The sequence below is a fragment of the Microbispora cellulosiformans genome (assembly GCF_008728085.1).
In the GTDB taxonomy this organism is placed as follows: domain Bacteria; phylum Actinomycetota; class Actinomycetes; order Streptosporangiales; family Streptosporangiaceae; genus Microbispora; species Microbispora amethystogenes.
Genome location: NZ_VYTZ01000007.1, coordinates 542,078 through 554,349 on the forward strand (window position 1 = coordinate 542,078; position 12,272 = coordinate 554,349).

Below are 12,272 nucleotides of genomic sequence, written 5' to 3' on the forward strand. Positions count from 1 at the left end.
AAGAAACCCCCCAAGAGGTCACTATCGGAGGGTACGGCCTCTGGGCCACTTCGCGAAACCGGTTGGGCACACTGCGTCACCATGATTTCTGGAGAAATCACGGCACGGTCGGACTCGTGGTGAAACTTTCAAGTGATCCACGCGCCCATTCCCCCGCCCGCCTGCGTCTATTAGGTTGATCGTCCAGCCGAACCCATGTCGGCCCTTCTTGGACCCCCGTCCCGGTCCCTACGATCCGAGGGAACTGTGGGAGCGCTCCCACATTACCGGACGGAGTAATTCCATGTCTCGCAGAAGGCCCTTGACGGCGGCCATTCTCGCCGCGGCCACCACGGTCGCCGTGGGAGCGGCCGTTGTGACCTCCACCGCGGCCCAGGCCGCCGACTCCGTTTTCTACGTGGATCCGACGACCAGCGCCGCCAAGTGGGTCGCCGCCAACCCCAATGACAGCAAGACCGCGGTCATCCGGGACCGCATCGCCGCCGTCCCGCAGGGCCGCTGGTTCGCCAGCTACAACCCCTCCGCGGTGCGCAGCCAGGTCGACGCCTACGTGGGCGCGGCCGCGGCGGCCGGCAAGATCCCGATCATGGTGGTCTACGAGATGCCGAACCGCGACTGCGGCGGCGCGAGCGCGGGTGGCGCTCCCGACCACGCGTCGTACCGGGCCTGGATCGACCAGGTCGCCGCGGGCCTCGGAGGGCGTCCGGCCTACATCATCCTGGAGCCCGACGCCCTGTCGATCATGCCGAACTGCATGAACTCCTCCCAGCAGGCCGAGGTCCAGGCGTCCATGGCGTACGCCGGCAAGAAGTTCAAGGCCACCTCCTCGCAGGTCAAGGTCTACTTCGACGCGGGCAACGAGGCCTGGGTGGGCGCCTCCGACATGGCCAACCGCCTGCGGGGCGCCGACATCGCCAACAGCGCGGACGGCATCTCGCTCAACGTCTCCAACTACCGGTACACCTCCGCCACGGTCTCCTACGCCAAGAACGTCATCGGGGCCACCGGCCTGTCCTGGCTGAAGGCCGTGATCGACACCAGCCGCAACGGCAACGGCCCGGTCGGCAGCGAGTGGTGTGACCCGGCCGGCCGCGCCACCGGCACCTGGAGCACCACCAACACCGGCGACTCGGCCATCGCCGCGTACCTGTGGGTCAAGCCTCCGGGCGAGTCCGACGGCTGCATCGCCCCGGCCGGTCAGTTCGTCCCGCAGCGGGCGTACGACCTTGCGATCGCCGCCCCGTACACCCCGCCGCAGTCCCCGTCGGCCTCGCCGACGCGGTCCCCGTCTCCGTCGCCTTCGCCGTCGCCGTCCGCGTCGCCCTCTGCCTCGCCGTCGGCTTCACCGTCGGCGTCGCCGACCTTCACCGGCGACAAGGGCTGCACGGCGGTCTACAAGGTCGTCAGCGCGTGGGGCGGTGGGTTCCAGGGTGAGGTCGCCGTGACCAACGCGGGCTCCTCGGCGATCAGCAACTGGACGGTCAAGTGGAACATGCCCGGCGGGCAGTCCATCACCCAGTCGTGGAACGCCAACCTGACCGGCACCACCAGCATCACGGCCTCGAACCTGAACTGGAACGGGAACCTCGCTCCGGGCTCCAGCACCACGTTCGGCTTCCTCGCCAACTCCAGCGGAACCCCCTCCACTCCCAACCCGCTGAGCTGCACCGCTTCCTGACCCCCGCATGAAACCAGGCGTGCCGTACGGTCCTCCCCAGCCGTCCGGCACGCCTTCGCGTGTGCCTCACGATTTCCCGGCCACCGCGGCACCGCCACTCGTACGGCCTCGCTCGCAGGCTCTTTACCCACCGGTACTCACACTAGGTAACCGGTGAACAGCAAAGCGTTTAGGATGTCCAGGGAAACCACCGTCACTACTCCCCCAGTAGGTGCTCATGGGTGACGACGCCCTCTGCGAAGAGCAGGCAAGCCGGCACGACGCGATCGACGGCACGGTGATCGAGCTGCGCCCCTTCAGCCGGCGACGAGGGAGTGACCCGATCCGGTTGCAGATCGGAGAGCGCCCCTGGCGGCCCACTCCCGACACGCGGGTGGTCGAGATCTACGAGGAGTGCGACCCGCCCACCGCGGGACTGATCGAACAGGACGGCAGGCTCTACGTCTTCGACTGCATCGACGGCCGCGGGTCGAAAGTCAGCTTCTGGGCCTACACCCAGGTCGACGCGATCGAGGTCAGCCGCCTCCAGAACGCCGCCGGTGACGACCTCATCCGCCTGCTGGACGCCCTCTTCGCCGACAGGCCGTCCATGGCCGCCCTCGTCTTCGACAACCTCATCGAATCAAGCGCCCCCATCAACTGTTGATCCCCAAGCGAGCTCGCAGGCGAATAGCTGAACAACCACCTCAACGATGAGGATTGGGTCACACAGTATGGAACGATCCACAAGCCGATCGACGGTACGCCGTTCAAACGGAATCCCTCGGCCCACGAAGTTCCACACGAACTCTCACTCCTCAGGGGCAAGCTGACGCCAGACGAAGCAGCGATGGCGGTGAACCACCGACGTGTTCAAGGAGCGATCCCGGGAGAAGGCGTACGCTATGCGCTAGTCGGCAAGCTGCGAGCTGCCGGATTTCGGGTATGGGCCAGTCCAACGAGACGTATACCCGGGCATGTCTCCGTAGCACTGGTAGACGACGACCGCCTGTGGACCAATGATGACAGGGACAGGTTTGACGCCTGCTTCGAGTCGACAAGCTGGAAGGAAGGCATCCTGTGAGCGACCTGATCAAGCTGGGTATCGGAGAGCGCCCCTGGCTGCCTACCCCCGATTCGGAGATGATCGAAGTTTTCGACCGTCTCAATATGCCTACCGCCGGCCTGATCAGGCAGAACCACAAGCTCTTCGTGTTCGACTGCCTCGAAGGCCACGCTATGGAAGGCAACGTATGGGTGTATGCCTACGTCGACGCGGCCGAGGTGCAGAAGATTCAGGAAGGCCAGGCTGAAGACTTCACTCGCCTGCTCGATCAAGCGTTCACTGGCAAGCAGATCATGGCGGCTCTCGCTGTCAACGCACGACTTCGTTCGGGCGCTCCCGTCGAAGGCGAGACGATCAGGCGCCTGGGCCTGCTGAAAGCAGTGTTCGACCAGCTCTCCATGGGCCTCGACATCGCGAGCGAGACCAAGAACGCGATGGCGCAGCTGGTCGACTGCTGACGTCGACCTCCTCAGGTGGCCACCGGGCAGCACAGCGCTCCCGATCCGCACAGGACCGGGAGCGCGTTTTGCTGCTCAGCGGCACCGGCTCAGGAAGCGCGTGGATCGCACAATGTAAGATCGCATCTACGTTAGATCGGTTCTACGTATAACCGGCACGACCTGGCTGGCAGCGACCTCTAGGTGAGGGAGCCACTGCAGTGCTAGCGGGCGTGGTCGTCTCCCGCGTCTCCCGGTCGGGGGTGGACGGCAACCTGCCGCTCACCGCGCACTGGGGTCCCGACGAGCTGCTGGCCGCCTGGCCGTGACGGCCCAGGACCGTCTCGGCAGCCGTACGCCTCGCGTCGCGCTGGTCTGATTCCCGGCGACTCCGAGTGCCGGCACTGGCGACTCCGAGTACGGGCGCGGGGGCGTTCCTCGGGATCACTCCTCGGGGGTGACGGCGGCGGCGCGGGCGGCGTCGGGGCCCTCACGGAGGAGCGTGTGGAAGCCTTCCTCATTGAGGATGGGAACGCCGGCCTTGACCGCCTTGTCGTACTTCGAGCCGGGGTTGTCCCCCACCACCAGGAAGCTGGTCTTCTTTGACACCGACGAGGTGACCTTGCCCCCCTGGCCGGCGATGGCCTCGCTCGCCTCGTCGCGGCTGAAGTCCGCGAGCGTGCCGGTGACGACGAACGTCAGCCCCTCAAGGGGGCGCGGCCCCTCGTCGGCCGCGGACTCGTCGGCCATCCGGACTCCGGCGGCTCGCCACCTCTCGATGATCTCCTGATGCCAGTCGACCTCGAACCATTCCTTGATCGCGGCGGCGACCTTGGGGCCGATGCCCTCCACCACCGCGAGTTCCTCCTCCGATGCCTTGGCGATGGCGTCGATCGAGCGGAACTCGCTCGCCAGGGCGCGCGCCGTCGGCGGCCCGATGTGCCGGATGGACAGCGCCAGGAGCACCCGTGACAGCGGCTGCTCCTTCTTCACCTCGAGTTGCTGGAGGATCAACTCCGCATGCTTGCTCGGTTCGCCGGACATGTTGGCGAAGAACGAGACCACCTTCGGCTCGCCGGTCTCCGGATCGGTCTTGGGCAGGCCCGTGTCGGCGTCGCGCACCACCGACCTGATCGGCAGCAGCTTGTCGATCGTCAGGTCGAACAGGTCGGCCTCGGTGCGGACCGGCGGCTCCTGCGGTGGCAGCGGCTGCGTCAGCGCGGTCGCGGCGACGTAGCCCAGCCCGTCGATGTCGAACGCTTTGCGCCCGGCCGCGAAGAAGATCCGCTCACGGAGCTGCGCGGGGCAGGAGCGGGCGTTCGGGCAGCGCAGGTCGGCGTCGCCCTCCTGCTCGTAGGCCAGCTCGGTGCCGCACTCCGGGCAGTGCGTGGGCATGACGAACTCCCGCTCGCCGCCCTGCCGCAGGTCCACGACCGGACTGACGATCTCGGGAATGACGTCGCCCGCCTTACGCAGCACCACGGTGTCGCCGATGAGCACGCCCTTGCGCACCACCTCCGAGGCGTTGTGCAGCGTCGCCCGCTCCACGGTCGACCCGGCCACCACCACCGGCTTCATCACGCCGAACGGCGTGACCCGGCCCGTCCTGCCCACGTTGACCTGGATGTCGAGGAGCTTCGTGGTGACCTCCTCGGGCGGGTACTTGAACGCGATCGCCCAGCGAGGCGCCCTGCTGGTCGAGCCGAGCTGCCGCTGCACGGGAATCCGGTCGATCTTGACGACCACCCCGTCGATCTCGTACTCGGGCTCGTGCCGGTGATCGTTGTAGTGGGCGACGAACCCGCGGATCTCGTCGAGCGATTCCACGACCTTGTAGCGGTCGCTGACCGGGAGGCCGAGGTCGCGCAGCCGCTCATAGACCGCCGACTGGGTGCCGGGCAGCGGCCCGCTGCCCTCCCACTTGCCCACGCCGTGGACGATCATCCGCAGTGGCCGCTGCGCGGTGACGCGCGGGTCCTTCTGCCGCAGCGAGCCCGCGGCCGAGTTGCGCGGGTTGGCGAACGGCGGCTTGCCCGCGTCCATGAGCTGCTCGTTCAGCTTCTTGAAGCCCTCGACCGGCAGGAAGACCTCACCGCGGACCTCCAGCAGGTCGGGCACGTCGTCACCGGTCAGCCGGTGGGGCACGTCGCCGAGCGTGCGGATGTTGGGCGTGATGTCGTCGCCGGTGTTCCCGTCGCCCCGGGTCGCGCCGCGCACCAGCCGGCCCTTCTCGTACACGAGCGCCACGGCCAGGCCGTCGATCTTCAGCTCGCACAGGTAGGGCCCGGGGTCGGCCTCGATGAGCCGTTCGGCCCTGGCCTGCCAGGCGGCGAGGTCGTCGTCGTCGAAGGCGTTGTCGAGGCTCTCCATGCGCTGGAGATGGTCGACCGGGGTGAACTCGGTGGAGACCGGCGCCCCCACCTTCTGTGTGGGCGAGTCGGGCGTCCGCAGGTCGGGATGCCTCTCCTCCAGCGCGAGGATCTCCCGCATCCAGCCGTCGTACTCGGCGTCGCTCACCGTGGGCGAGTCGAGCACGTAGTAGCGCCAGTTGGCGTCATCAAGCAGCTCCGCGAGCTCGGCGTGCCGCTCCCGCGCCTCGCTCGGCGCGCTCTGCGCATTCGCCGCGCTCTCCGCGCTCTGCGCCTGCCCGCTCTCGGCGGGCTCGTCTGTCACGTCCTCGAACTCGTCCCCGGACTCGCCCACGATGTCGTCGAGCCCGTCCGCCCTGTCGGTCACGTCGCCCGTCTCCCCTCGTCAACGACCCAGGCCAACCGTATCCCCGGGGACCGACAGAACGCGAAGGACGGGGGCGGGAGCCGCGCCGAGGACGAGGAACGGCTCCCGCCGGACCACTCCGCGAGGGGACCGCTCCAGACCGCGCGGCCCCTCGTTTTCAGGAGCGATCGAGAATTACGGTAGACCGCTTGCAGCCCACTTTCATTCCTTTTTGTCCGGTCTACTCGGGCCGGTCAGGGTGGATGGAGGGGGACCGGCCCGAGAGTTCAGCCGCCCTGGGTCCAGACCCGTTCCCAGCGCGAGCAACGGCCGGTGACGCGGGTCGCGGTGCCCCGGCAGACCCTGGCCTTGGCGAGCAGCATGTATCCGGCGTTCACCCGGAAGGCGCGCGGAGTGGACTGCGAGCAGTTGCGGAAGGTCGCGGTGCGATACCTGCCGTGGTCGGTCAGCCACTTGATCGTCACCCACGAGCAGGTCCTGGCCCCGCCCGCGTCGTAGAGGTCGCCGGCGATACGCAGGCCCGACGAGCTCGACCGGACCGATCCGCTCGCCCAGCCCTTGTAGTCGGAGGACGCCGTCGGCCCCCACTTCCAGGTCTCCGCCGCAGTGGTAGCCGTGGCGGCCGAGGCCGGAGCCGCGACGAGCCCCACACACAGGCCGGTGGCGGCGAGAGGGAGCAGAAGGCGCACAGCGCTTCGCATGGGTCTTTCTCCTGACGGGTGAACTTCCAGCACGTCAAGAGATAGGCCCCGGGGCTTGTGAATCACTTGGGAACGGGCTGGGAGATCGCTTGGATCGCCCGTCCCCCGCACCTACTCGCCGGGGTCCTCGCGCAGGACCCGGGCCGCCTCCCGGCACCGGGCCAGCGCCGCCCTGGCGTACGCGGGTGAGGCCCCGGCCAGGCCGCAGGCGGGGGTGAGCACGACCTGCTCGGCGAGCCGGGCGGGCGGGAAGCCGAGGCGCCGCCACAGCTCCACCGCCGGCCGGGCCACCACGCCGACGTCCGCCAGCCGGGTGTCCGTGCCGGGCACGACGCCGAGCAGCAGCGCGAGGCCCTTCTCGATCGTCTCGCCCAGTTCGTCCTCGTCCCTGCGCCGCAGCAGCCCCGCGTCCACCGAGACGCCGCGCGCGCCCGCCGTACGGATCACCTCGTACGGCACGCCCGGCGCGCAGCAGTGGACGACCGGGAACGCGGGCGCGAGCGCGGACAGCACCGTTCTCAGCCGCTCGGCCGCGACGGGCGACTCGACGGCGGCCAGCCGCCCGAAGCCGGACGCGGTCGGCACCGTGCCCGCCAGCACGCCGGGCAGCCCCGGCTCGTCGATCTGGACGACGAGGTCCGCTCCGGGGACCCGCCGCCGGACCTCCGCCACGTGCTGCGCCAGTCCCTCGGCCAGCGACTCGGTCAGGTCGCGTACGGCTCCGGCGTCGGCGAGCACCTTGTCGCCGTACCTGAGCTCGATCGTCCCGGCGAGCGTCCACGGGCCACATGCCTGGATCTTGAACGGACCCCGGTAGCCCTGGGCGACCTCCTCCAGGCCGTCGAGGTCGCGGGTGAGATGGTCCCTGGCCCGCTTGAAATCCCGGCCCGGACGGTCGGAGAGCCGCCAGCCGGACGGCTGCACCTCGACGGGCAGCTCGACCAGCAGCGACGCCGTACGGCCGATCATGTCCGCGCCGACTCCCCGGGCGGGCAACTCCGGCAGATAGGGCATGGGCAGCTCACCGAACGCGGTGCGCAACGCCTCAAGATGGTCCTCGCCCGGGTAGGACCCCACCCCTGTGGCCGTGGCCTCGCTCCACGGGTACTCGCTCACGGTCACTAGCTTAGAGACATGAAACTCACCAAACTCGGTCACGCGTGCTGGCGGCTGGAGAAGGACGGGCGGACGCTCGTCATCGACCCCGGCTCCTTCAGCGGCCCGGGGCTCCTCGACGGCGCGGACGCGGTGCTGATCACCCACGAGCACTTCGACCACGTGGACGCGGGCCTGCTCGGGAACGCGAGCCCCGACCTGGAGGTCTTCACCTGCCAGGCCGTCGCCGACCAGCTCGGCGAGATCCCGGCGAAGGTCCAGGTTGTCACCCACGGGGACGGCTTCGACACGGCGGGCTTCCACGTCAGCGCGGTCGGCGAGTGGCACGCGCTCAACCTGCCCGACGTCCCGCCGGTGCAGAACATCGGCTTCTTCGTGGACGACGAGGTGTTCTATCCCGGCGACGCCCTCACGCCGCCGGGACGCGACGTCCCGACGCTGCTGGTGCCGACCAACGCGCCGTGGCTCAAGGCCGCCGAGATGCTGCTCTACCTGCGGTACGTCCGTCCCGCGCGGGCGTACTCGACCCATGACGGCATCGTCAACGACATCGGCGCGAAGCTGATCGACAACTGGCTCGGCATGGAGGCCGGCCGGCAGAGGGCCGACTTCCGCCGCATCCCGCCCGGGGAGAGCGTGGAGGTCTGACCTCAGACGGCCGAGGCGATCGTGGCGGAGCCGAGGACGGCGTCCCCGTCGTAGAGGACGGCCCCCTGGCCCGCCGCGACGCCGGTGGCCGGCTGGTCCAGCGCGATGTGCAGCTCGCCGCCCGACAGCTGGGCGCGGCAGCCGTACACCTCGCCGTGCGCGCGTAGCTGCACCGTGCAGGTGATCGGCTCGTACGGCTCCGGCAGCGGCCCGTTCCACACCGGCCGCTCGCCCACGACGGCGCGCACCTCCAGCGAGGCGCGCGGGCCGACGGTGACCGTGTTGGACACCGGCTCTATCGACAGCACGTAGCGCGGCCTGCCGTCGGCGGCGGGCCGATCGACGCGCAGGCCCTTGCGCTGGCCGATCGTGAAGCCGTACGCCCCCTGGTGGCTGCCGACCACCTGGCCGGTGAGCGCGTCGACGATCGGTCCCTCGGCCGCGCCGAGCCGCTCGGCGAGGAAGGCCCGGGTGTCGCCGTCGGCGATGAAGCAGATGTCGTGGCTGTCCGGCTTGTCGGCCACGGTCAGCCCGCGCCGCGCGGCCTCCTCGCGCACCTCGGCCTTGGTCGAGCCGCCCAACGGGAAGATCGCGTGCGCGAGCTGCTCGCGGGTGAGCACGCCCAGCACGTACGACTGGTCCTTGGCGTCGTCGACGCTGCGCCGCAGCACACCGTCCTCCAGCCGCGCGTGGTGGCCGGTGGCGACCGCGTCGAAGCCGAGCGCGAGCGCCCGGTCGAGCACCGCCTCGAACTTGATCTTCTCGTTGCAGCGCAGGCAGGGGTTGGGGGTGCGCCCGGCGGCGTACTCGCCGACGAAGTCCTCGACCACGTCGCGGTGGAACCGTTCGGCCATGTCCCACACGTAGAAGGGGATGCCGATGACGTCGGCGGCGCGGCGGGCGTCGCGGGCGTCCTCCAGGGTGCAGCAGCCGCGCGCGCCGGTGCGGTAGGACTGCGGGTTGGAGGACAGCGCCAGGTGGACGCCGGTCACGTCGTGCCCCGCCTCGGCGATCCGGGCGGCGGCCACCGCGGAGTCGACCCCGCCGGACATGGCGGCGAGCACGCGGAGCCTTCCGGTGGGCTTTGCTGTGGGAGCCATAACAGTTCGAGGTTACCGCCCCGATGCCGGCGCGGGCGCGCGCCCGCGTTGGCATCGGGGCGGGCGGGCTGGGAGGATGCGGGGTCATGCGACTGTTCGGGCGCGAGAGCGAGCACGCCGACCCCGCCGAGGCCATCGCCGCGTTCTGGGCCTGGTGGGAACAGGCCCGTCCGGGGATCGACGCGCACGTCGAGGCGGAGGATCCCGAGGCCCTGGCCGAGACCATCGGCCCGGCCGTGGCCGCGCTGCACCCGTCCCTCGTCTGGGAGGTCGTGCCCGGGCGGTTCGCCGTGCACGCCCTGGTCGTCAGCGCGTCGGGCGATCCGGAACTGCGGCCGTTCGCCCACCGCTGGGCCCTGGCCGCGCCGCCGGTCGACGCGATGTGGGAGTTCCACCCCTCGCGCCAGGCGAACCCGCAGGCCGAGAACGTCACGATCGACGTCGGCGGGCGGGAGTTCGGGCTCGACCGGCTGGTGGTGGCGTTGCGCGTGCCGCCCGGCACGCCGCGCGTGGACGTCACCGCCTTTCACCCCATATTTCCGGATATCGATGACGACGCCCGGATGGAGGCGGCCCTCACCGCCCTCGACTGGCTGCTGGGCGAGGACGAGGTGGCCCGCTGGGTCGGCGAGATCCAGGCCGCCGAGTTCGAGCCCATCGACGCGCTCCCGGCGATCCACCTGCCCTCGGTCGTCGCCGACGTGGCGGAGGGGTTCGCGGAGGAGCAGTGGGCGCTGCTGGAGGGCCACACCGCCACCGGCGGCCGTCTCACCGCCGCGGCCCGCTATCCCCTGCGCCCGGTCGACTTCCCGCTGTTCGACCAGCACATCGCCGTCACAGTGCCGTACGAGCACGCCGACGCGGACGGGCAGCCCACCGGGGCCTCGCTGGACGCGCTGCGCGAGTTCGAGGAGCGGCTGACCGGACGGCTGGCCGAGCACGGGTCGGCCGTGCTGGCGGCCCACCTGAGCGCCGACCACACCCGCACGCTGCACCTCTACGCCGACCCCGCCGCCGACGTGCCGCCGGTGATCGACGAGGTCGCGGCCGGTTGGAAGGAGGGACCCGCCCGGGTCGAGACGGCCGAGGATCCCTCCTGGAGCGCGGTCGCCCCCTTCCTCACCTGAGCCCTGTTCCCGACCTGAACCCCCTCCTGACCTGAGCCGGCTTCCCGGCTCCGACCAGCTCCTGACCCGAACCAGAAATTCAGCGCGTTTCATGACATATGGGACGGGCACGCCGCGATAGACCGACGCGCGGGCGAGCGCCCGCGCTCCGCCCGTTCCCGCAGCCTGCGGGGCCGATCCGGCGATGGGATTGGGATCGGACATGGCTCATCGCGCACTGGACCGGATGCTGGACGCGATCGAGGGCGACGGCCGCCTCGACCGGCCGGGTCACCGGCTCGAACAGGGTCTCGCGTTCACGGAGAACCTCCTCGGGGTCACCAGGGGCCGCGCCCGCGGTCTCCTGCACGGCGTCTGGCTGGGACACCCCGTTCATCCGTTTCTCACCGACGTCCCGATCGGCTCGTGGACGATGGCGCTGGTCCTGGATCTCACCGGGCAGAAGCGCGCGGCGCGCACAGCCGTGGGAGTCGGTCTCGCCGGGGCGCTGGCCGCGGCCGTCACCGGTCTGCACGACTGGCAGTACACGCACGACAACGCGCGGCGGGTCGGGCTGGTCCACGGCACGCTCAACGCGCTCGCCCTCGGCCTGTACGGCTGGTCGTGGTGGCAGCGGGGCCGGGAACGCCACCTGCGCGGCCTTCTCGCCGCCCTGCTCGGCTATCCCCTGATCATGGTCAGCGGCTACCTGGGCGGCGCGCTCACCTACAACCACCGGATCGGGGTCGACCAGACGGACCGGCGGCTCGAACCACGCCGTTTCACCCGGGTGCTGGCCGAGCGCGACCTGACCGACGGCAGGCCGCACCGGGCGCGGGCGGGCGGCGTGGACGTCGTCCTGGTCCGCTCGGACGGCCGCATCCACGCCCTGGAGGACGCCTGCCCGCACCTGGGCGGCCCGCTGTCCCAGGGCTGGCTCCGCGACGGCTCCATCACCTGTCCCTGGCACGGCTCGGCGTTCGAGCTGCACAGCGGAGAGAGCCTGAACGGCCCGGCCGTCGCGGCCGCGCCGTGCCTCCAGACCCGCGTACGGGACGGGTGGATCGAGGTGCGCCGGGCGCCCACGGTGGTCAGCGCGCCGCCCGGCAGCACCCTGGTCCACCAGCAGGAGGTGCGGCCATGAGGAGACGACCGCAGGTGCTCACCGAGGTGCGGGAGGCGCCGGCCTCGCCGGAGCGCGAGAAGGCGACGCGGGTGCTCGTGGAGCACCACGAGGTGCTGCGCGGGCTGATGCGGCGCCTGCTGGAGACGCCGCGCTCCGAGCCCGGACGGCGGCGCGCGCTCGCCGACGAGCTGTTCGACGAGCTGCGGATGCACGAGATGATCGAGGAGGACGTCTTCTATCCGGCGATGCGGGACGTCACCCCGGGCATCGCGGCCGCCTGGTCCGAGCACCGCCAGCTCAGCGACCAGCTCGCGGCGCTGGTGCGCGCCGACCCGCGGTCCGGGCGGTTCGACCGGGAGCTGGGGGTGATGCACGACGCGCTGGAGTCGCACGCCCACCTGGACGAGGAACGGCAGATGTTCCCCGAGATCGAGCGCTTCGCGGACGAGGACCTGCTGGTGGAGCTGGGTGACCGGCTCCGGGACCGGCTGGCGCGGCTGCGCTCGTCGCGGCGCACGCGGACGCTCCTCCGCCTGCAACGGGCCCTGCTGCGCCTCACGGCCCGATAGAAGCCGTACG

The 12,272-nt window shown here is 70.5% G+C and carries 11 protein-coding genes; 7 read left to right on the forward strand and 4 right to left on the reverse strand.

Going from position 1 to position 12,272, the window contains the following annotated elements; translation table 11 throughout:
• Positions 1–283: 283 nt before the first annotated feature.
• From F5972_RS22255 to F5972_RS22265, 3 genes are all read left to right on the forward strand, one after another.
• Positions 284–1,678, forward strand: a complete 1,395-nt coding sequence (locus tag F5972_RS22255; RefSeq protein WP_150935486.1) for a glycoside hydrolase family 6 protein — start codon at positions 284–286, stop codon at positions 1,676–1,678.
• Between the two features lie 217 nt (positions 1,679–1,895).
• Positions 1,896–2,324: a hypothetical protein gene (locus F5972_RS22260; protein ID WP_150935487.1), complete on the forward strand. Its 429-nt coding sequence runs from the start codon at positions 1,896–1,898 to the stop codon at positions 2,322–2,324.
• Positions 2,325–2,737: 413 nt separating this feature from the next.
• Positions 2,738–3,181 carry a hypothetical protein gene (locus F5972_RS22265; protein WP_150935488.1) on the forward strand — a complete coding sequence of 148 codons (444 nt, stop codon included), beginning with the start codon at positions 2,738–2,740 and terminating at the stop codon, positions 3,179–3,181.
• Positions 3,182–3,604: 423 nt separating this feature from the next.
• On the opposite strand, the gene ligA is transcribed toward F5972_RS22265, so the two are convergent.
• The 3 genes from ligA to F5972_RS22280 all read right to left on the reverse strand — a co-directional run bounded on the left by ligA (position 3,605) and on the right by F5972_RS22280 (position 7,713).
• Complete coding sequence (gene ligA, locus F5972_RS22270; RefSeq protein WP_150935590.1) at positions 3,605–5,833, reverse strand: NAD-dependent DNA ligase LigA; 2,229 nt, start codon at positions 5,831–5,833, stop codon at positions 3,605–3,607.
• A 329-nt stretch (positions 5,834–6,162) separates the two neighbouring features.
• Positions 6,163–6,597: a hypothetical protein gene (locus F5972_RS22275; protein ID WP_150935489.1), complete on the reverse strand. Its 435-nt coding sequence runs from the start codon at positions 6,595–6,597 to the stop codon at positions 6,163–6,165.
• Positions 6,598–6,708: 111 nt separating this feature from the next.
• Entirely contained in the window at positions 6,709–7,713 is a 1,005-nt protein-coding gene (locus F5972_RS22280; RefSeq protein ID WP_150935490.1) for a methionine synthase, read from the reverse strand.
• An 18-nt stretch (positions 7,714–7,731) separates the two neighbouring features.
• On the opposite strand from F5972_RS22280, the gene F5972_RS22285 reads away from it, so the two are divergent.
• Complete coding sequence (locus F5972_RS22285) at positions 7,732–8,361, forward strand: MBL fold metallo-hydrolase (protein ID WP_150935491.1); 630 nt, start codon at positions 7,732–7,734, stop codon at positions 8,359–8,361.
• A 2-nt stretch (positions 8,362–8,363) separates the two neighbouring features.
• On the opposite strand, the gene mnmA is transcribed toward F5972_RS22285, so the two are convergent.
• Positions 8,364–9,461 (reverse strand): tRNA 2-thiouridine(34) synthase MnmA, encoded by a 1,098-nt coding sequence (mnmA, locus tag F5972_RS22290; RefSeq protein ID WP_263641853.1) that lies wholly within the window; start codon positions 9,459–9,461, stop codon positions 8,364–8,366.
• 86 nt (positions 9,462–9,547) lie between these two features.
• Here mnmA and F5972_RS22295 point away from each other — a divergent pair, with 86 nt between their 5' ends.
• The 3 genes from F5972_RS22295 (at position 9,548) to F5972_RS22305 (ending at position 12,262) form a co-directional block, all read left to right on the forward strand.
• The gene (locus tag F5972_RS22295) at positions 9,548–10,588 is read left to right on the forward strand and encodes a DUF695 domain-containing protein (RefSeq protein WP_150935492.1); all 1,041 of its coding nucleotides are present in this window, start codon (positions 9,548–9,550) and stop codon (positions 10,586–10,588) included.
• Between the two features lie 202 nt (positions 10,589–10,790).
• Positions 10,791–11,711, forward strand: a complete 921-nt coding sequence (locus F5972_RS22300; protein WP_225311732.1) for a Rieske 2Fe-2S domain-containing protein — start codon at positions 10,791–10,793, stop codon at positions 11,709–11,711.
• The gene (locus F5972_RS22305; protein ID WP_150935493.1) at positions 11,708–12,262 is read left to right on the forward strand and encodes a hemerythrin domain-containing protein; all 555 of its coding nucleotides are present in this window, start codon (positions 11,708–11,710) and stop codon (positions 12,260–12,262) included. Before F5972_RS22300 ends, F5972_RS22305 begins: the two co-directional genes overlap by 4 nt.
• The last annotated feature ends 10 nt before the right edge of the window (positions 12,263–12,272 follow it).